Below are 19,461 nucleotides of genomic sequence, written 5' to 3'. Positions count from 1 at the left end.
TGGAGCATTGCACTCCGCTTATGGATGAATACATGGCGTTACCACGCTTGCTCGTTTCCCTCTTCTCGTGGAACCCGACGAAAGGGCACAGCCATGTCTTCGGCCATGCGTAAGACGACGCCCCCTTCCCTGACGCGGCGGCTGGCCGCCGCGGCCGTCGCGCTGGGCAGTTGCCTCGCGCTCGCCGGCCCGGCGGCACCCGCCGGCGCGGCACCCGCCGACCCGGTGAAGACCGTCTTCTTCGGCGACTCCTACACCGCCAACTTCGGCATCGCCCCCGTGAACAACCAGGACAACGAGAGGGGCTGGTGCTTCCAGGCCACGGAGAACTACCCCGCCGTCGCCACCCGGCGCCTGGCCGACAAGGGCATCACGCTCGACGTCCAGTCGGACGTCTCCTGCGGAGGCGCGCTCGTCGAGCACTTCTGGAAGGAGCAGGAGCTGCCCTTCGGCGCCGGAAGCGTCCCGGCGCAGCAGGACGCGGTCAAGGAGGACACCCAGCTGGTCGTCGGCAGCGTGGGCGGCAACACGCTGGGGTTCACCAGCATCCTCAAGCAGTGCTCGGCCAAGCTCCGGGGCAACGACGGGGCGCTGCTGCCCGGATGGCCGGTGGACCCGGACCAGCCGGCGGGCGAGTGCGGGACCTTCTTCGGGTCGGGAGACGGAAAGGAATGGCTGGACTACAAGTTCCAGCAGGTCGAAGGGGAACTGGAGGAAATGCTCCTACTCATGAGCTACCGCTCTCCGGACGCCCAGCGCGTCCTGGTCGGCTACCCCCGGTTCGTACCGCAGGACGCCACCAAGTGTCAGACCGCGGCCCCGGGGCAGACGGAGCTGCCGTTCGTCGACATCCCCCAGGACGCGCTGCCCGTCCTGGACCAGGTCCAGAAGCGGCTGAACGACCTCATGAAGAAGGCCGCCGCGGACGACGGCGCCGACTTCGTCGACCTCTACGGCCGGACCGGGAGCAACACGGCCTGCGACGGCGCCGACCGGGGCATCGGCGGCCTGCTGGAGAACTCCAAGGTCGAACTCCTCGGCCAGGCGATCCCGTGGTACGGACACCCCACCGAGAAGGGCCGCGACCTCCAGGCCCAGCACGTGGCCGCCAAGGTCGAGGAAGTCCTCAACCGCTGACCCCGGCGCCGACACCGACTCCATCGACGAAGCCCCAGGACCGGTTCTTCCCGGCCTGGGGCTTCGTCACGGTCCGACGGCACACGACGGCCGGGGTTCAGCTCCCGTCCTCCACGCCCCCGGGCCCCAGCTCCCGCACCGCGTACGGGAGGTCGGTGCCCGTCGCCGTCGCCGTGGGGCCGGTGTCCGTCCGGGTCACGTGGTACGCGGCGGCCGGGGCGCCCCGGTGGTCCGGCACCGTGACGGTGGTCGTCGTCCCGGCGGCGGCGCCGGGGGCGACCAGCAGGGTGAGGCCGTCCGGCCAGGGGTCGTCGGGGCGGTCGGAGGGCGCGGCGAGGGGGAGGACGGCGCCGGGGCGGACGTACAGGGGGAGGCTGTCGAGGGCGTGGGTCTCGCGGCGCCAGCAGGGGCCGGTGACGGTCTCTCCGGTGAGGAGGTGGGTCCAGGGGCCCTCGGGGACGTACACCTCGACCTCGCCGGCCGGGTCCATGACGGGGGCGACGAGGAGGTCGGGTCCGAGCATGTACTGGCGGTCCAGGGTGCGGCAGGCGGGGTCGCCGGGGAATTCGAGGAGCATGGGGCGCATGACGGGGACGCCCGTCGTGTGGGCCTCGGCGGCGGTCGCGTACAGGTAGGGCATGAGGCGGTGCTTGAGGCGGGTGAAGCGGCGGGCGACCTCGACGGCCTCCTCGCCGTACTCCCACGGCACCCGGTAGGAGTCGCTGCCGTGCAGGCGGCTGTGGGAGGAGAGCAGGCCGAAGGCGAGCCAGCGGGTGAAGACCTCCGGTGCGGGGGTGCCCTCGAAGCCGCCGATGTCGTGGCTCCAGAAGCCGAAGCCGCTGAGGGAGAGGGAGAGTCCGCCGCGCAGGGACTCGGCCATGGCCTCGAAGGAGGCCCAGCAGTCGCCGCCCCAGTGGACGGGGTACTGCTGGCCGCCGGCGGTGGCGGAGCGGGCGAAGAGGACGGCCTCGCCGGGGCCGCGTTCCTTCTCCAGGAGTTCGAAGACGGTGCGGTTGTAGAGGTGGGTGTAGTAGTTGTGCATCCGCTCGGGGTCGGAGCCGTCGTGCCAGACGACGTCGGTGGGGATCCGCTCGCCGAAGTCGGTCTTGAAGCAGTCGACGCCCTGGGCGAGGAGGGGGCGCAGCTTGTCCTGGAACCAGGCGCGGGCGTCCGCGCTGGTGAAGTCGACGAGGGCCATGCCGGGCTGCCAGAGGTCCCACTGCCAGATGTCGCCGTTCGGGCGTCTGACCAGGTGTCCGGCGGCGGCCGCCTCGTCGAAGAGGGCGGACTTCTGGGCGATGTACGGGTTGATCCAGAGGCCGACGCGCAGGCCGCGGGCCTTGAGGCGGGCGAGCATGCCGTCGGGGTCGGGGAAGGTCTCCGGGTCCCAGCGGAAGTCGGACCACTGGTGCTCGCGCATCCAGAAGCAGTCGAAGTGGAAGACGGAGAGCGGGATGCCGCGGGCGGCCATGCCGTCGACGAAGGAGGTGACGGTGGCCTCGTCGTAGGGGGTGGTGAAGGAGGTGGTGAGCCAGAGGCCGAAGGACCACGGCGGGGGGAGGGCGGGGCGGCCGGTGAGGGCGGTGTAGCGGCGCAGGACGTCCTTGGGGGTGGGTCCGGCGACGACGTAGTACTCCAGGGACTGGTCCTCGACGCTGAACTGGACCTGGCCGACGGCTTCGGAGCCGACCTCGAAGGAGACGCGGCCGGGGTGGTTCACGAAGACGCCGTAGCCGCGTGAGGAGAGGTAGAAGGGGACGTTCTTGTACGCCTGTTCGCTGCTGGTGCCGCCGTCGGCCTGCCAGACGTCGACGGACTGGCCGTTCTTGACGAAGGGCGTGAAGCGTTCGCCGAGGCCGTAGACCTGTTCGCCGACGCCGAGGGCGAGCTGGACGGCCATGTGGTGGGCGCCGTCGGGGGTGGTGACGAAGGCGGTGCCCTTGCGGCCCGAGGTGGTGAGCGGCCGGCCGTCGGCGTCCAGGAACTCCAGGGACCAGGGGCGGGCGCGGTCGAGGCGGAGGCGGAGCGGGCCGGAGACGAGCTCGACGGCGGTGCCGTCGTCGCGGACGGTCCCGGCCTCCGGGTCGGGGGCGGCGAGGCCGAAGTCGGGGCCGCGCCGGACCTTGCCCGCGTGGTGGGTGACCCGGACGCCGATCACGCCCTCGGCGCGCGCGTGGCACTCCACTGTGAGCAGCGGCGAGTTCAGGGTGTCGCCGCGGGTGCGGACCCGCTTGACGGCGGCGTGCGCGGTGAGCCGGCCTGGGGTGACGCGCAGGTCGCGGAGTTCGGTGGCGTACGAGGCGTGCACGCCCTCGCGCATCAGCCAGAAGCCGTCGGTGAACTTCATGCGGGTCCTCGGGGGGTGGGGTGGGAGGGGGGGTGAGGAGGAGCGGGGGGCTTCGCCCCAATAGTTATCCCAGAAAACAAAACCGGGGAAGGGGCCCCGGGGGGCGCCCTGTCGCGCCCTGGGGCGATGACGGATAGAAAACGCTTTCTACGAACCCTGCGCGAAGCATTGACGAAACACCAACGCCCCCTTAGCTTCATGCCCGTTGCACTTCGTACGTCATATATGAGACGCCATACACGAGATCTGAGAGTGCTCCATGGCCTTCGCCCCCAGCCCCATCCCCTCCCGGACCCAGTACGTCCAGGAGGCGATCAAGCACGACATCCTCACCGGGGGGCTCAGACCCGGGCAGGCGCTCGTGGAGGCCGAACTCGCCGCCCGCTTCGGGGTCTCCAAGACCCCGGTGCGCGAGGCGCTGAAGACCCTCGCGGGCAGCGGGCTCGTCGTCATGAGCCAGTACAAGGGCGTCACCGTGCGGACGGTGGACGCGGACATGGCCAGGGCCGTGTACGACGTCCGGCTGCTCCTGGAGCCGGAGGCGGTCCGCCGCGCGGTCGCCTCCGGCGCCCCGCTCGACGCCGCCCGCGACGCGCTCGCCCGGGCCGCCGGAGCCGAGGATCCCGCGGAACGCTCCCTGGCCAACCGGGCGTTCCACCGCGCGCTCTACCTCCCCTGCGGCAACCCGCTGCTCGGGCGGATGCTCGACGAGGTGCGCGACCAGGCCGCGCTCGTCTCCACCGTCGCCTGGGCCGCCGTCCCCTCCTGGGAGCGCGAGGCGGCCGAGCACGAGGAGATCCTGCGGCTCGCCGCCGCGGGCGACGCCGACGGGGCCCACCGGGCGGTCCACGCCCACATCGCCTCGTTCGTGGAGCGCGCCTTCCCCTCGAACCCCCTGGAGTCCGCCGCCGACGCGTACTCCACCCTCCTGGACAGCGAGTAGGAATGAACTTCGAGACCCTTCGGGCCGCCCTCGCCGACGTCGTGGCCATCCCGGTCACGCCGTTCGCCGAGGACGGCCGGGTGGACTCCGCCGCCCACCGTGCGCTGCTGCGGCGGCTGCTCGACGGCGGGGTGCGCACCCTCACCCCCAACGGCAACACGGGCGAGTTCTACGCCCTCACCCCCGACGAGCGGCGCTCGGTCACCGAGGCGACCGTCGCCGAGGCGGCCGGCCGCGCCGCGATCCTGGTCGGCGTCGGGCACGACGTGCCGACGGCCGTCGAGGCGGCCCGGCACGCCCGGGACACCGGGGCGCACATGGTGATGGTCCACCAGCCGGTGCACCCGTACGTCTCCGAGAGCGGCTGGGTCGACTACCACCGGGCCATCGCCGAGGCGGTGCCGGAGCTGGGCGTCGTCCCCTACATCCGCAACCCGCTGCTGAGCGGGGCGCGCCTGGCCGAACTCGGCGCCGCCTGCCCGAACGTGGTCGGCGTCAAGTACGCGGTGCCGGACGCGGCGCGGTTCGCCGGCTTCGCCCGGGACGCGGGCCTGGACCGGTTCGTGTGGGTGGCCGGTCTCGCGGAGCCGTACGCGCCCTCGTACTTCTCAGCCGGCGCCACCGGCTTCACCTCCGGCCTGGTCAACGTCTCCCCCGCGCTCTCCCTGGAGATGCTGGAGTCCCTGCGGTCGGGGGACTACGGGACGGCGATGAAGGTGTGGGAGCGGATCCGCCGCTTCGAGGAGCTGCGCGCCGCCAACGGCAGCGCGGACAACGTGACGGTGGTGAAGGAGGCGCTGGCCTCGCTCGGGCTGTGCCGCCGGGACATCCGGCCGCCGAGCCGGGAGCTCCCGGAGGACGAGCGGGCCGAGGTCGCGGCGATCGCGGGCGGGTGGCCGATATGACGGACGCCCGGATGCGGTCCCATGAACCGTCGCGGGGACCGCAGGAGAAGGCGCCGCACGAGCTGCGCAGTCATCAGTGGTACGGGACCGACGGGCTGCGGTCGTTCAGCCACCGGGCCCGGACCCGGCAGCTCGGCTACCTGCCCGAGGAGCACCTCGGCAAGCCGGTGATCGCGATCCTCAACACCTGGTCGGACATCAACCCCTGCCACGTCCACCTGCGCGACCGCGCGCAGGCCGTGAAGCGCGGGGTGTGGCAGGCGGGCGGCTTCCCGCTCGAATTCCCGGTGTCCACGCTGTCGGAGACCTTCCAGAAGCCGACCCCGATGCTCTACCGCAACCTCCTCTCTCTGGAGACGGAGGAGCTGCTGCGCTCGTACCCGGTGGACGGGGCGGTGCTGATGGGCGGCTGCGACAAGACGACGCCCGCGCTGCTGATGGGCGCGGCCTCGGTGGACCTGCCGACGGTCTTCGTGCCGGCCGGTCCGATGCTGCCGGGGCACTGGCGGGGGGAGACCCTCGGCTCCGGCACGGACATGTGGAAGTACTGGGACGAGCGGCGGGCCGGCACCATCGGCGACTGCGAGCTGGCCGAGCTGGAGAACGGGCTCGCCCGCTCCCCCGGCCACTGCATGACGATGGGGACGGCGTCGACGCTGACGGCGGCGGCGGAGACCCTGGGCGTGACCGTGCCGGGCGCCTCCTCGGTGCCGGCGGTGGACTCGGGGCACGACCGGATGGCCGCCGCCTCGGGCCTGCGGATCGTGGAGCTGGTCCGTCAGGACCTCAGGCTGTCGCGGCTGCTGACCAGGGAGGCGTACGAGGACGCGGTCGCCGCCGTGCTCGCGCTGGGCGGCTCGACCAACGCGGTGATCCACCTGATCGCGATGGCCGGCCGGTCGGGCGTGAAGCTGACGCTCGACGACTTCGACCGGATCGCGCGGACGGTGCCGGTCCTCGCGAACCTGCGGCCCGGCGGGGCCCACCTCATGGAGGACTTCCACTTCGCCGGCGGGATGCCCGGCTTCCTGTCGCGGATCACGGACGTGCTCCACCTGGACCGGCCCACGGTCTCCCACGCCACCCTGCGCGAACAGCTCGACGGGGCGCTCGTCCACAACGACGACGTGATCCGGGAGCGGCACCGGCCGCTGGCGGCGGAGGGCGGGCTCGCGGTGCTGCGGGGCAACCTCTGCCCGGACGGCGCGGTCATCAAGCACGTCGCCATGGAGCAGAAGTTCCTCAAGCACACCGGTCCCGCCGTCGTCTTCGACGACTACCGGACGATGCAGCGGACCATCGACGACCCGTCGCTCGGCATCACCGCCGACCACGTGCTCGTGCTGCGCGGCGCGGGCCCGAAGGGCGGTCCCGGGATGCCGGAGTACGGGATGCTGCCGATCCCCAAGTACCTCCTGGAGCAGGGGGTGCGGGACATGGTCCGGATCTCGGACGCCCGGATGAGCGGGACGAGCTACGGGGCGTGCGTGCTGCACGTGGCGCCGGAATCCCATGTCGGCGGGCCCCTTGCCCTGGTCCGTACGGGCGATACGATCACCCTCGACGTCGCGGCCCGCTCCCTCCATCTGCACGTCACGGACGAGGAGCTGGAGCAGCGCGGGGCCGCGTGGACCCCGCCGCCGGCCCGGTACGAGCGCGGCTACGGCGCGCTGTACATGGAGCAGATCTCCCAGGCCGACACCGGCTGCGACTTCGCGTTCCTGGCCAGGCCGGGGACGACCCCCGATCCGTACGCGGGCTGAGCCCCGCCCCGCCCCGAGCTCCGCCCCCGCCTCCGCCCCACCCGCGCACCACCCCCGCACCGCCCACGGGCCGCTGTCGGCCCCGCACCGCCCCACCGAACCCCTTGTTCGGGATATCGAATGCCGTTCGCGAAGCGCTTCACCGCTGGTGACGCGCCTCCCGAACCCCGCACGCCCGCCCGAGAACGGAGCCGCCGTCATGGCCACAGCTGTGACCAAACCGCCCCGAGCCACTACGGCACGGGAGCGCCGCCGCACGGGAGCGACGCCCCGCCGGCTGCCGTATCTGCTGATCGCCCCCGCCGGCCTGCTGATGCTGGGCTTCATCGCCTACCCCGTGCTGAGCGTCTTCTACTACAGCCTCCAGCACTACAACCCGACGAAGCCCTGGCGGAACGGCTTCGCCGGCCTCGACAACTTCACGAAGATCTTCACCGACGACCCGCACTTCTGGGGCACGCTCTCCTTCAGCCTCAAGTGGGTCGTGGTGGAGGTGACGCTCCAGCTCCTCTTCGGGCTCGCGCTCGCCCTCATCGTGAACCAGACCTTCTTCGGCCGGGCGCTCGGCCGGGCGCTCGTCTTCTCCCCCTGGGCCGTCTCCGGCGTGCTCACCTCGGCGATCTGGGTGCTGCTCTACAACTCGCAGACCGGTATCACCCGTTATCTGGCGGACCTCGGCATCGGCGAGTACGGCACCTCCCTGCTCTCCGACACCGGCACCGTCTTCTGGGCGGCGATCGTCGCGGACCTCTGGCGGGGCGTGCCCTTCTTCGCGATCCTCATCCTCGCCGACCTCCAGTCCATCCCCGGCGACCTGTACGAGGCGGCCGAGGTCGACGGGGCGGGCCGGCTGCGCCAGTTCTTCCACATCACGCTCCCGCACATCCGGGACGCGATCGTCCTCTCCACGCTGCTGCGCGCGGTGTGGGAGTTCAACAACGTCGACCTGCTCTACACGCTGACCGGCGGCGGACCCGCGGGCGTCACCACGACGCTGCCGCTGTACGTCGCCGAGACCAGCGTCGACGCCCACAACTTCGGATACGCCTCCGCCCTCACGACGGTGGCGTTCGTGATCCTTCTCTTCTGCTCGATCGTCTACCTGCGCCTGAGCAAGTTCGGAGGCGACAGCAAGTGACCGCCGCAGCCACCCCCACCCGTACCGCGCCCGCCGGGCAGTCCGCCCCGCCCGCCGGCCCGCCGGACCGCACCCCGCCCGCGGCCGCCCGCAAGCGGCACCGGGCCTGGGACGAGGTGCCCCGCTGGCAGATCTACCTGCCGCTCGGGATCTACCTGGTCTTCACGCTCGTGCCCTTCTACTGGATCCTCCTCTTCGCCGTCCGGCCGGCCGGCTCGACCTCGCTGCTGCCCTGGCCGATGACGACCGAGCACTTCGAGAAGGTGTGGACCGACCGCAGCTTCGGCGTGTTCTTCCAGAACAGCCTGCTCATCGGCGTCGCCGTGCTCATCAGCACCACCCTGGTCGCGCTGGCCGGCGGATACGCCCTCGCCCGCTTCGACTTCCGGATCAAGAAGGGCTTCATGCTGGCCCTGCTCTGCTCCCAGTTCGTGCCGGGCGCCCTGCTCCTCGTGCCCCTCTTCCAGATCTTCGCCGAGCTGCGGATGATCAACTCGATCGGCAGCGTCATCCTCGCCGAGACCGTCTTCCAGCTGCCGCTGTCGATGATCCTCATCAGCGGCTTCATCAGGAACGTGCCGCCCTCGCTCGAAGAGGCCGCGTGGGTCGACGGCTGCGGCCGCTTCCGCGCCTTCCTGATCGTGGTGCTCCCGCTGCTGCGGCCCGGTCTCGTCGCCGTCGGCTCCTTCGCCTTCGTGCACGCCTGGAACCACTTCCTCTTCGCCCTGATGTTCCTCAGCAGCCAGAGCAAGCAGACCATCCCGGTCGGCCTCAACACGCTCATGGGCGCCGACAGCGTCGACCTCGGCGCGCTCGCCGCCGGCGGTGTCATCGCCGCCGTCCCCGTCGTGATCGTCTTCGCCTTCATCCAGAAGTGGCTCGTCACCGGCTTCAGCGCCGGGGCGGTGAAGGGATGAGCCCCATGCCCGCGCCCCTGCCCGCGTCTCCGTCCGTGCCTCCGTCCGCGTCTCTGTCCGTGCGCGAACCCCTGCCCGTCGTCCTCGCCGGCGCCCGCGGCCACGGCCGCAGCCACCTCCTCAACATCCACCGCCTCCAGCGGCTCGGCCTGGTCCGCCTCGCCGGTGTGTGCGAGCTCCGCCCGCTCGACGCCGCCGAGCTCGACGGGCTCGGCGAGCCCGCCCAGTCCGACGACTTCGAGGCGCTGCTCGCCGCCACCGGCGCGAAGCTCGCCGTGCTCAGCACCCCCATCCAGACCCACACCGACCTGACCCTCGCCGCCGCCCGGCACGGCGCCGACATCCTCCTGGAGAAGCCGCCGGCCCCGTCCTACGCGGAGTTCCGCCGGATGGCCGACGGGGTCGCGGCGGCCGGCGCCGCCTGCCAGATCGGCTTCCAGTCGCTCGGCTCGCACGCCGTCCCCGCCGTCCGGGCGCTCATCGCCGACGGAGCGATCGGAGAGGTCCGGGGCGTCGGCGCGGCCGGCGCCTGGGTCCGCGACACCGCGTACTTCCGGCGCGCGCCCTGGGCCGGCCGGCGCCGCCTCGACGGGCTCGACGTCGTCGACGGGGCGCTGACCAACCCGCTGGCCCACGCCGTCGCCACCGCCCTCGCGCTGGCCGGGACCTCCCGCGCCGAGGACGTGACCGGCATCGAGACCGAGCTGTTCCACGCCCACGCCATCGAGTCCGACGACACCTCCGCCGTCCGCGTCACCACCACCGCCGGCCTCCCGGTCACCGTCGCGGCGACGCTCTGCGCGGAACGGACCGGCGAACCGTACGTCGTCGTCCACGGCACCCGCGGCCGGATCACCTTCTGGTACCGCGAGGACCGGGTCCTGCTCCAGCGCGCCGGGCACGGCCCCGAGGAGCTCGTCCACGGGCGCACCGACCTCCTGGAGAACCTGGTCGCGCACGTCACCGACGGCACTCCGCTGCTCGTGCCGCCGGACGAGACCGGCGCGTTCATGCGGGTCGTCGAGGCGGTCCGCACCGCCCCCGACCCGCTGCCGCTGCCCGCCGCCCACTGGCGCACCGAGCCCGGCGAGAGCGCCGAGCGGCGGGTCGTGACGGGCGTGGAGGCGCTGGTCGAGGCGAGCGCCGAACAGCTCAGGCTCTACTCCGAGCTCGGCGCCCCCTGGGCGGCCCCGGCCCCGGCGGAGGCCCGATGAGCGCCGCCGCCGGGACCACCACCGCCCTGCGGGTCGCGGGCCGCACGGTCGCCCACTGCGTGACCCGGCCCGAGCTGGCCGCCGACCACTCCCCGCGCCCCTACCTGCATCCGGTGACCACGCTCGCCGGGCGGGCCGTCACCGAGGTGCTGCCCGAGGACCACGTGCACCACCTGGGCGTCTCCGTCGCCGTCCCGGACGTCGACGGGCGGAACTTCTGGGGCGGACGGACCTTCGTCCGGGGCCGCGGCTCCGTCGAGCTGGACAACCACGGCGTGCAGCGGCACGACGGCTTCAAGCTGTGCGACCCGGACGGCTTCGTCGAGGAGCTGAGCTGGACCGCCGGCGGCGAGCGGCTGCTCGCCGAGCACCGCACGGTCGCCGCCGTCGCCCTCACCGGCACGGCGTGGGCGCTCGACCTGACCTTCTCCGTCGCCAACGTCTCCGGCCGCGACCTGTCGATCGGCAGCCCGGCCACCAACGGCCGCCCCGGCGCCGCCTACGGCGGCTTCTTCTGGCGCGCCCCCAAGGAGCCCGCCGCGCCCGAGGTGTTCGGCCCCGCCGCGGACGGCGAGGAGGCCGTCCACGGTGCCCGCGCCGACTGGGTCGCGATGGCCGGCGACGGCTGGACGCTGGTCTTCGCCGGCGCGACCGCGCCCACCCGGCGCGACCCGTGGTTCGTCCGCGCCGCCGAGTACCCGGGCGTCGGCTCGTCCCTCGCGTACGAGGAGCGGCTCGCGGTCCCGGCCGGCGAGACCTTCGTACGGCGCGTGGTCACCGTCGTCGCCGACGGCCGGCTCGACCGGGACGCGGCGGCGGCCCTGGTCCGCAAGGCGGTGGCGTTGTGAACGGGGCCGTGCTGCCCCGGGCCGGGGTGCCCGAGGTCACCGGCGACCTGGGGAACGGCACGTACCGCAACCCGGTCCTGGCGGCCGACTGGTCCGACCCCGACGTGGTCCGGGTCGGCGAGGACTTCTACCTCACCGCCTCCAGCTTCGGCCGCGCCCCCGGGCTGCCGCTGCTGCACTCCCGCGACCTCGTCAACTGGACCCTCGTCGGCCACGCGCTCGAACGGCTCGTCCCCGAGGAGGCGTTCACCGCGCCCCGGCACGACCGAGGGGTGTGGGCGCCGTCCCTCCGCCACCACGACGGCCGGTTCTGGATCTTCTGGGGCGACCCCGACCACGGCGTCTTTCAGGTCAACTCTCCTGCGATCGAAGGTCCTTGGAGCAGTCCCCACCTGGTCAAGGAGGGGCTCGGGCTGATCGACGCCTGCCCGCTGTGGGACCCGGAGACCGGCGAGGCGTACCTGGTGCACGGCTGGGCCAAGTCCCGCGCCGGCTTCAACAACCGGCTCACCGGCCACCGGATGCGCCCGGACGGCACCGGGGTCCTCGACGAGGGCCGGACCCTCGTCGACGCCGACCGCCTCCCCGGCTGGTTCACCCTGGAGGGGCCCAAGCTGTACCGGCACGACGGCCGGTTCTGGATCCTCGCCCCGGCCGGCGGCGTCGCCACCGGCTGGCAGGGCGCCTTCCGCGCGGACTCGTTCTCCGGCCCGTACGAGGAGCGGATCGTCCTCTCCCAGGGCGACACCGACGTCAACGGCCCCCACCAGGGCGGCTGGGTGCGCACCGGCGCCGGCGAGGACTGGTTCCTGCACTTCCAGCAGACCGGCGCGCACGGCCGGCTCGTCCACCTCCAGCCGATGCGCTGGGACGCGGACGGCTGGCCGGTCCTCGGCGACGGGGGTTCCCCCGTCCGCGTGCACCGCAAGCCGGCCCTGCCGCAGGCCCCGCCCGCCCGGCCCGCCGTGGACGACGCCTTCCCCGGCGGCGCGTTCGGCCCGCAGTGGTCGTGGACCGCGAACCCCGGCGCGGGATGGACGACTCCGCACGACGGGGACGGTCTCCGGCTCGGCTGCGTCCGTACGGACCGGGCCGTGGACCTGCGGTCCGTGCCGCACGTGCTGACCCAGCGGCTCCCCGCCGGGGCCCGGACCGTCGAGGTCCGGCTCCGCCTGGAGTCCGGGACGCCCGGGGCGCGGGCCGGACTGGTCGTGCTCGGCGACGCGTACGCCTGGATCGGCCTGGAACGGGCCGCCGACGGCGGAGCGCTGCTCGTCCACCGCTTCGCTCCCGGCAACGCCGACCGCGAGCGGGACGCGGACCGGGCCAGGCCGCTCCCCGCCGCCGAGGCGCTGCTGCGGATCGAGGTCACGGCCGACGCCCGCTGCCGCTTCTCCTACGACGCCGGCGAGGGACCCGTCCGGCTCGGCCCCGAGTTCGCGGCCACCCCCTGGCGGTGGGTGGGCGCCCTGCTCGGTCTGTTCGCCGCCGCGCCCGGGACGGACGGGACTCCGTCCGGGGCGGGGCTCTTCACGGACTTCCGCAGCCGCGCCGCCGGCGCCCCCACCGACACCCCCGTCACCCCCATCCCCCGCACCACCCCGAGAGAAGAGAGCCGACGATGACCATCTTCCCCGGCCGGCGCAGAGCCGCCCTCGCCCTCGCCCTCTCCGGCGTCCTCGCGCTGACCGTCACCGCCTGCGGTGACGACGGCGTGGGCGCCGGCGGCGAGGGAACCGAGGGATCGGGCAAGGGCAAGATCACCTTCTGGGACAACAACGGCGGTGTCCGCACCGACGTGTGGAAGGAGATCATCGCCGACTTCGAGAAGGCGAACCCGGACATCGACGTCGAGTACGTCGGGGTCGCCTCGAAGGAGGTCCAGTCCAAGTACGACACCGCCATCCAGGGCGGCGCGCTGCCGGACGTCGGCGGCGTCGGCGCGGCCATGCTCGCCGGGATCGCCGCACAGGGCGCCCTGGAGCCGCTGGACGCGCGGATCGAGCAGAGCTCCCTGTTCGGCAAGCTGAACAAGGGCATGGTCGAATCCGTCCGGGCGGCCGGCGGCCAGGACAAGCTCTTCACCGTGCCGACCTCCGCCAGCAACGGCGTCCTCTACTACCGCACCGACCTCTTCAAGGCCGCCGGTCTCGAAGAGCCCACCAGCTGGGCCAAGTTCTACGCGGCGGCCGACAAGCTCACCGCCAAGGACAAGAACCGCTTCGGCTACACCATCCGCGGCGGCGCCGGCTCCATCGCCCAGGCCCTCGACGCCATGTACGGGCAGAGCGGCATCACGTCCTTCTGGGAGAACGACAAGACCACCGTCAACGCCCCGGAGAACGTGGCCGCGCTGGAGAAGTACGCCGCCCTCTTCAAGAAGAACACCCCGGCGGCCGACGTCAACAACGACTTCACCAAGATGGTCGCCCAGTGGGACAGCGGCGAGATCGGCATGCTGAACCACAACCTCGGCTCGTACCAGGACCACGTGAAGGCCCTCGGCACCGACAAGTTCCGCGGCATACCGAACCCGACGCGGGAGGACGGCACCCGCGTGATGGTCTCCAACCCGGTCGACGGCCTCGGCCTCTTCTCCTCCAGCAAGAACAAGGCCGCCGCCTGGAAGTTCATCGAGTTCGCCGCGGGCCACGCGTCCAACTCCAAGTGGAACAAGTCCGCCGGCGCCATCCCCGCCCACGTCCAGGCCGCCCAGGACCCGTGGCTCCAGGAGGCGGAGCCCACCAAGCTCGCCGCCGAGGTCCTCTTCAGCGGCAAGGCCGCCATCGTCCAGCTGCCCTACTACCTGCCCGACTGGAACACCATCTCCAAGGCCGACAACGAGGCCAACTTCCAGAAGGTGCTGCTCGGTTCGATGACGGCGAAGCAGTTCGCGGACACCCTCGCCGAGCAGCTGAACGCGGCGCAGGCCGAGTGGAAGTCGCAGGCGAAGTGACGGTCGGCCGCCGCGAGGCGGTCGTGGCCGGGGCGGGCCTGGCGCTCGCCCTGGCCGCCCGGCCGGCCGCCGCCCGTACCGAGGAATCCGCCGGGTCCTCCTCCCGGCGCCCCCGCACCCTGTTCGTCGCCGGGGACTCCACCGCCGCGCGGAAGTACGCCGACGCGGCCCCCGAGACCGGCTGGGGCATGGCCCTCCCCTTCTTCCTGCACCGCGGGATCACGGTCGCCAACCACGCCGTCAACGGACGCTCCACCAAGAGCTTCCTCGACGAGGGACGGCTCGACGCGATCACGGCCGCCCTGCGCCCCGGGGACGTCCTGCTCGTCCAGTTCGGCCACAACGACTCCAAGTCCACCGACCCCGCCCGGTACGCCGCCCCCTGGGGCGCCTACCAGGACAACCTGCGGGTCTTCGTCGAGGCCGCCCGCTCCCGGGGCGCGCTCCCCGTGATCGCGACCTCCGTCGAGCGGCGCCGCTTCGACGCCGCCGGGACCGCGCAGCGCTCGCTCGGCGACTACCCGGCCGCCGCCCGCGCGGTGGCCGCCGCCACCGGCGTACCGCTGCTCGACATCGAGGCCCTGTCGTTCGCCCTGTGGCAGCGGCTCGGCCCGGAGGCGACGAAGACGTACTTCAACTGGACCGCCACCGAGCAGGACAACACCCACTTCAACCCGCCCGGCGCCATCGAGGTGGCCCGGCTCGTCGCCCGCGAACTGCTCCGCACCCGGGTCCTCGCCCCGCGCGACACCCGCCGGCTCGACGCCTGTATCCCCGCCGAGTGGATCACCTGGGCCCCCGTACCCCCCTCCACAGCACCTTCCGCATCCTGAGGAGAACCGCGCGTGAACAGAAGCACGAAGCTCGGAGCGGTGGCCGCCGCCGCCCTCGTCCTCACCGTCACCGCGCCCGCCGCCGGCGCCCACTCCGGCCACCGCCCGGCCGCCGACCCGGCCCGCGCCACCCTCCCCGCCGGCGACGGCTGGGCCTCCGACGGCACCGGCACCACCGGCGGCGCCGCCGCCGACCCGTCCCGCGTCTTCACCGTCACCACCTGGGCCGAGCTGCGCGCCGCCCTCGCCGCCCCCGGCACCGAGCCCCGCATCGTCAAGGTCGCCGGCACCCTGAACGCCACCGAGGCCGGCTGCGCCGCCTTCGAGGCCCCCGGCTACGACTTCGACCGGTACCTCGCCGACTACGACCCGGCGGTCTGGGGGTACGAGACCGAGGTCAGCGGCCCGCAGGAGGAGCTGCGCGCCGCCTCCGCCGCCGCCCAGGGCGAGGCCATCAAGGTCAAGGTGCCCGCGAACACCACCCTCGTCGGCGTCGGCCGGAACGCGACGATCCTCGGCGGCAGCCTCCAGGTCCAGGGCGTCGACAACGTGGTGATCCGCAACCTCACCCTGGAGAGCCCGCTCGACTGCTTCCCGCAGTGGGACCCGACGGACGGCGCCACCGGCGCCTGGAACTCGGAGTACGACAGCCTCGTCGTGTACGGCTCCACCCACGTGTGGATCGACCACAACACCTTCACCGACGGCCGCTTCCCGGACAGCTCCCTGCCTTCGTACTACGGCGAGGTGTACCAGCAGCACGACGGCGAACTGGACGTCGTGCGCGGCGCCGACCTCGTCACCGTGTCGTGGAACGTCTTCACCGACCACGACAAGACGCTGATGATCGGCAACAGCGACAGCGCGGGCGCCACCGACCGGGGCAAGCTCCGCGTCACCCTCCACCACAACCTGTTCGACGACGTCGTGGAGCGGGCCCCGCGCGTCCGCTTCGGCCAGGTCGACGCGTACAACAACCACTTCAAGGTGCCGGACACGAACTACGTCTACAGCCTGGGCATCGGCCAGGAGTCCCAGCTGTACGCGGAGAAGAACGCGTTCACCCTGTCCTCCGAGGTCCCCGCCGGGCAGATCCTCAAGAAGTGGAAGGACGCGCCCGTCACGACCAAGGGCAACTACGTCAACGGGCGCCCGGTCGACCTCCTCGCCGTGCACAACGCGCAGTTCCCGGAGGAGGCGCTGCGCGGCGACGCGGGCTGGACGCCCGTCCTCCGCACCCGCGTCGACCACCCGTGGGCGGTGCCCCTCCTCGTCGGCCTCGGCGCCGGCGCCGGCCGGGCCCGCTGACCGGCTGTCCCCCCTGCCCCGGGCCGGGGCGGAGCGCGGCATCCCCGTCCCGTCGCGCCCGCCCCGGCCCGGTCTCCTTTCCCTCCACCGCACGCCTCTCCCCCTGTCACCGCTGTCACCGCTGTCACCGCTGTCACTGCCGTCACCTCTGTCACCGCTGTCACCGCTTCGGCGAAGGAGCATCCGCATGCCCTCGCACCACCTCTCGCGTACGACCCCCGGCCGACGGGCCTTCCTCGTGGGCGCGGGCACGGCCCTCGCCGCCCTCGCCCTGCCGGCGGCGCCCGCCGCAGCGGCGGGGCGCCCGTCCCGTCCCTTCGGGCGGTACGGTTCGCCGGCCTCGCGGCTCACCGGGCGGACGCTGTACGTCCACCCGGGCGGGCTCGGCGACCACACCTCCGTCCAGGCCGCGGTGAGCGCGGCGGACGGCGCGGGCTGGACGCTGGTCCTCGCGCCGGGCACGTACCGGGAGACGGTCGCGGTGAGCCCCGCCAGGACCGGGATGACGTGGATCGGGGCGAGCGGGGACGCCGAGGACGTCGTGGTCGTGTACGACAACGCGGCCGGCACCCCGAAGCCGGACGGCTCCGGCACGTACGGCACCACCGGCTCCGCCACGGTCACCCTCCAGGCGGCGGACTTCACCGCCCACGCGGTCACCTTCGCCAACGACTTCCTCCGCACGGACCTGCCGGGCAATCCGGGCACGCAGGCGGTGGCGGTGAAGGCGCAGGGCGACCGCTCGGCCTTCCTCCACTGCCGGTTCCTGGGCCACCAGGACACCCTGTACGCGGACTCGATGTCCCTGACGGCCTTCGCCCGCCAGTACTTCGCGCACTGCTACGTGGAGGGGGACGTCGACTTCGTCTTCGGGCGGGCCACGGCGGTCTTCGAGCACTGCCACTTCCGGACGCTGGTCCGCACGGACCTGGCGGGGGCGCCGTACGGCTTCGTCTTCGCCCCGTCCACGGCCCGCGCCAACCCGTACGGCTTCCTGGCCTCCCGCTGCCGGATCACCAGCGAGGCCCCGGACGGGTACTACAAGCTGGCCCGCCCGTGGGTGCCGGGGTCGGACCCGACGGCCTGGCCGTCGCTGGTGGTCCGGGAGAGCGTGCTCGGCGCGGGGATCGACGCGGCGGCGCCGTACGCGAACATGCGGGACGTGTACCCGTGGCAGGAGCAGCGCTTCGCGGAGTACCGCAACGCGGGCCGGGGCGCGGTGGTCACGGTGCCGGAGAACCGTCCGCTGCTGACGGCCGCGCAGGCGGCGACGGCGACCCGCGCCGCGTACCTCGGCGACTGGGACCCGGCCGCCGAGGTGTGCCGCTGAGGTGTTCCGCTGGGGTGCGCCGCTGGGGCCGGGGTCTCAGACGAGGAGGTCCACGCAGTCGAGGGCGGTGCCCGCGCTCAGGAAGCCCGTTCCGGTGGAACCGCTGACGACGTTCAGCCGGAGCACGTTGTACTGGGACGGGTCCGCCCGCCACGCGCTCGCGGGCACGCTGTAGGTGAAGGTGTGGTTGTTGCCCCGGTACGAGCCGTTGGTGAGCGAGCGGGTCGAGGGCTGGGCGGGCGGGGACGGGATCGCGGAGACCCACGTGTCGTTGACGGTGACCTGCGGGCGGCCGTTGAGGAAGGCGGTGGTGACGCCGATCCGGAGCGTGTGCGCGGCGGCTGCCTGGGCGGCGGTGAGCCGGAAGTGGATCAGGAGACCGTCGTTGACGTCCTTCCAGAGGTAGCAGGGGACGGCGGCGGAGGCCCCTGCGCTGCCGACGACCACGTTGCCGGTCCAGGGCGCGGCCCGGGTGTCGGCGGGGTGGGCGTACGTCATCAGCTGGGCGTTCTTGAAGCCGGCGGGGGTGCCGTCCCAGTCGCCGAGGCGCCAGACGGCGGGGGCGGTGCTGGGGTCGCCGCTGATCGTGAGCGTGTGCAGGGCGGTGGCCGTGCCGGCGGTGACGGTCACCGTGGTGGTGTGGACGGCGAGTTCGCCCTTGTAGACGGTGAGCGTGTACGTACCGGGGAGCATGTTCCGGCAGGAGTACGCGCCGGTGCCGGCGGCGGCGCGGGTCCAGTACTGGGCGTCGGCGTTGGCGAAGCCGACGGTGTAGGGGTGGGCCGGGTCCATGTTCTTCAGGCCGACGCCGGCGACCCGGCCGCGGCCCGCGGCACCGACCCAGCCGGGGATGCCGAGCGGGTCGACCCAGCTCGTGTCGTGGACGGCGGGGAAGAGCGCCGGGTCGGGGGTGCCGCCGTCGGTGAAGGCGAGCAGGTAGGGCCCCTGGAGGCCGAAGCGCATGGCCTCGGTCTGGGACTGGTTGTAGTGCAGGATCTCGTAGAGCCCGACGCCCAGTTCGTTGGAGTGGCGGAGCAGCGACCGGTAGAAGGGCCCGCCGGACGCCTTCTCGTGGTTGGAGCGGACCATCCAGAGGCCGACGGTGCCGGTGGTGTAGCCGATGTGGTCGTAGTCCATGACGCGGACGCCGGAGTAGTGCTTGGAGCGGGTCTGCCCGTCGGCGCGCCGCCAGACGTCGCCGGCCTCGATGACGGTGTCGGCGCCCTCGACCCAGGAGTCCGGGCCCTCGTTGGGGAAGATGCCGGGCTTGAGGCGGGCGATGAAGCGGGTGGCGGTGAAGGACGTGTCGGCCTTGTCGGTCCACAGGTAGACGTTCGCGCGGCCGGAGCGGGCCGCGTAGTAGTGGCGCAGGGTGCCGTGGACGACGGTGACCAGGATCGTGGGACCGGTCTGCGCGAGGGTGACGGTGGAGGCGCCGAGGCCCGACTCGACGTGGGAGTTCTTGCCGCCGTAGCCCTGGTACTCCCGGCCCTTGTAGACGAGGGAGGTGAGGTCGCCGTTGGCCTTGGAGACCTTGAGGACGAGTCCGGCGCCGGTGTCGATCACGTAGTGCGCGCCGTCGTCGCTCCAGCCGAACCCGGCCGCGGCGGCGGGTGGGGCGGTGGCGGCGAGGGCGGTGGTCGCGGCGGCGGCGACGGCCGCGCCGAGGACGGTCCGGCGGCGGACGGGACGGTTCTGCGCGTGCTGCATGGTGCGGCTCCTTCGGTGGGCACGGGGGGCCGTGCGGTAGCCGTAGGTCGCCGCCGGGCGGGGAAGGGTTGCCGGTTTCGCGGAAACTTCGAAACGTTTCAAGGATGCGGCT

The 19,461-nt window shown here is 72.9% G+C and carries 15 protein-coding genes; 13 read left to right on the top strand and 2 right to left on the bottom strand.

Annotation, left to right across the window (positions count from 1 at the left end; genetic code table 11):
• Positions 1-105 precede the first annotated feature (105 nt).
• Positions 106-1,137, top strand: a complete 1,032-nt coding sequence (locus tag ACIGHB_RS02295; protein WP_399908802.1) for an SGNH/GDSL hydrolase family protein — start codon at positions 106-108, stop codon at positions 1,135-1,137.
• 97 nt (positions 1,138-1,234) lie between these two features.
• Here ACIGHB_RS02295 and yicI read toward each other — a convergent pair whose 3' ends face one another.
• A complete protein-coding gene (gene yicI / locus ACIGHB_RS02290) occupies positions 1,235-3,484 on the bottom strand; it encodes an alpha-xylosidase (RefSeq protein WP_399908800.1) in 2,250 nt (749 codons plus the stop codon).
• A gap of 259 nt (positions 3,485-3,743) precedes the next feature.
• Here yicI and ACIGHB_RS02285 point away from each other — a divergent pair, with 259 nt between their 5' ends.
• The 12 genes from ACIGHB_RS02285 (at position 3,744) to ACIGHB_RS02230 (ending at position 17,639) form a co-directional block, all read left to right on the top strand.
• Entirely contained in the window at positions 3,744-4,427 is a 684-nt protein-coding gene (locus ACIGHB_RS02285; protein WP_399908798.1) for a GntR family transcriptional regulator, read from the top strand.
• A gap of 2 nt (positions 4,428-4,429) precedes the next feature.
• Positions 4,430-5,332 carry a dihydrodipicolinate synthase family protein gene (locus tag ACIGHB_RS02280; protein ID WP_388881122.1) on the top strand — a complete coding sequence of 301 codons (903 nt, stop codon included), beginning with the start codon at positions 4,430-4,432 and terminating at the stop codon, positions 5,330-5,332.
• A gap of 11 nt (positions 5,333-5,343) precedes the next feature.
• Positions 5,344-7,095 carry an L-arabinonate dehydratase gene (gene araD / locus ACIGHB_RS02275; RefSeq protein WP_399908796.1) on the top strand — a complete coding sequence of 584 codons (1,752 nt, stop codon included), beginning with the start codon at positions 5,344-5,346 and terminating at the stop codon, positions 7,093-7,095.
• A gap of 199 nt (positions 7,096-7,294) precedes the next feature.
• The gene (locus tag ACIGHB_RS02270; protein ID WP_360310180.1) at positions 7,295-8,233 is read left to right on the top strand and encodes a sugar ABC transporter permease; all 939 of its coding nucleotides are present in this window, start codon (positions 7,295-7,297) and stop codon (positions 8,231-8,233) included.
• On the top strand, positions 8,230-9,150 hold the full coding sequence (locus ACIGHB_RS02265) for a carbohydrate ABC transporter permease (protein WP_360310178.1): 921 nt from the start codon (positions 8,230-8,232) through the stop codon (positions 9,148-9,150). The genes ACIGHB_RS02270 and ACIGHB_RS02265 overlap by 4 nt, the downstream gene beginning before the upstream one ends.
• Positions 9,151-9,155: 5 nt before the next feature.
• On the top strand, positions 9,156-10,364 hold the full coding sequence (locus ACIGHB_RS02260; RefSeq protein WP_399908793.1) for a Gfo/Idh/MocA family protein: 1,209 nt from the start codon (positions 9,156-9,158) through the stop codon (positions 10,362-10,364).
• Entirely contained in the window at positions 10,361-11,212 is an 852-nt protein-coding gene (locus tag ACIGHB_RS02255; RefSeq protein WP_399908791.1) for a PmoA family protein, read from the top strand. The genes ACIGHB_RS02260 and ACIGHB_RS02255 overlap by 4 nt, the downstream gene beginning before the upstream one ends.
• 8 nt (positions 11,213-11,220) lie before the next feature.
• Complete coding sequence (locus tag ACIGHB_RS02250) at positions 11,221-12,837, top strand: family 43 glycosylhydrolase (protein ID WP_399909347.1); 1,617 nt, start codon at positions 11,221-11,223, stop codon at positions 12,835-12,837.
• Positions 12,834-14,168, top strand: a complete 1,335-nt coding sequence (locus ACIGHB_RS02245; RefSeq protein ID WP_360310173.1) for a sugar ABC transporter substrate-binding protein — start codon at positions 12,834-12,836, stop codon at positions 14,166-14,168. The genes ACIGHB_RS02250 and ACIGHB_RS02245 overlap by 4 nt, the downstream gene beginning before the upstream one ends.
• The gene (locus tag ACIGHB_RS02240) at positions 14,165-15,001 is read left to right on the top strand and encodes a rhamnogalacturonan acetylesterase (protein WP_399908788.1); all 837 of its coding nucleotides are present in this window, start codon (positions 14,165-14,167) and stop codon (positions 14,999-15,001) included. The genes ACIGHB_RS02245 and ACIGHB_RS02240 overlap by 4 nt, the downstream gene beginning before the upstream one ends.
• Before the next feature lie 12 nt (positions 15,002-15,013).
• Positions 15,014-16,309 (top strand): polysaccharide lyase family 1 protein, encoded by a 1,296-nt coding sequence (locus ACIGHB_RS02235; protein ID WP_360310169.1) that lies wholly within the window; start codon positions 15,014-15,016, stop codon positions 16,307-16,309.
• A gap of 187 nt (positions 16,310-16,496) precedes the next feature.
• The gene (locus ACIGHB_RS02230; RefSeq protein WP_399908786.1) at positions 16,497-17,639 is read left to right on the top strand and encodes a pectinesterase family protein; all 1,143 of its coding nucleotides are present in this window, start codon (positions 16,497-16,499) and stop codon (positions 17,637-17,639) included.
• Positions 17,640-17,675: 36 nt separating this feature from the next.
• On the opposite strand, the gene ACIGHB_RS02225 is transcribed toward ACIGHB_RS02230, so the two are convergent.
• Positions 17,676-19,349, bottom strand: a complete 1,674-nt coding sequence (locus ACIGHB_RS02225) for a rhamnogalacturonan lyase B N-terminal domain-containing protein (protein ID WP_399908784.1) — start codon at positions 19,347-19,349, stop codon at positions 17,676-17,678.
• Between the last annotated feature and the right edge of the window lie 112 nt (positions 19,350-19,461).

It is taken from the genome of Streptomyces sp. NPDC085460 (assembly GCF_044541975.1).
Taxonomy (GTDB): Bacteria; Actinomycetota; Actinomycetes; order Streptomycetales; family Streptomycetaceae; genus Streptomyces.
This window is presented reverse-complemented; position numbering and strand designations above follow the sequence as displayed.

Bases quoted from the DNA above. Each gene is read 5' to 3' on its own strand.
- ACIGHB_RS02295 (WP_399908802.1), top strand. From the start codon at position 106: ATGCGTAAGACGACGCCCCCTTCCCTGACGCGGCGGCTGGCCGCCGCG.
- yicI (WP_399908800.1), bottom strand. From the start codon at position 3,484: ATGAAGTTCACCGACGGCTTCTGGCTGATGCGCGAGGGCGTGCACGCC.
- ACIGHB_RS02285 (WP_399908798.1), top strand. From the start codon at position 3,744: ATGGCCTTCGCCCCCAGCCCCATCCCCTCCCGGACCCAGTACGTCCAG.
- ACIGHB_RS02280 (WP_388881122.1), top strand. From the start codon at position 4,430: ATGAACTTCGAGACCCTTCGGGCCGCCCTCGCCGACGTCGTGGCCATC.
- araD (WP_399908796.1), top strand. From the start codon at position 5,344: ATGCGGTCCCATGAACCGTCGCGGGGACCGCAGGAGAAGGCGCCGCAC.
- ACIGHB_RS02270 (WP_360310180.1), top strand. From the start codon at position 7,295: ATGGCCACAGCTGTGACCAAACCGCCCCGAGCCACTACGGCACGGGAG.
- ACIGHB_RS02260 (WP_399908793.1), top strand. From the start codon at position 9,156: ATGCCCGCGCCCCTGCCCGCGTCTCCGTCCGTGCCTCCGTCCGCGTCT.
- ACIGHB_RS02255 (WP_399908791.1), top strand. From the start codon at position 10,361: ATGAGCGCCGCCGCCGGGACCACCACCGCCCTGCGGGTCGCGGGCCGC.
- ACIGHB_RS02245 (WP_360310173.1), top strand. From the start codon at position 12,834: ATGACCATCTTCCCCGGCCGGCGCAGAGCCGCCCTCGCCCTCGCCCTC.
- ACIGHB_RS02230 (WP_399908786.1), top strand. From the start codon at position 16,497: ATGCCCTCGCACCACCTCTCGCGTACGACCCCCGGCCGACGGGCCTTC.
- ACIGHB_RS02225 (WP_399908784.1), bottom strand. From the start codon at position 19,349: ATGCAGCACGCGCAGAACCGTCCCGTCCGCCGCCGGACCGTCCTCGGC.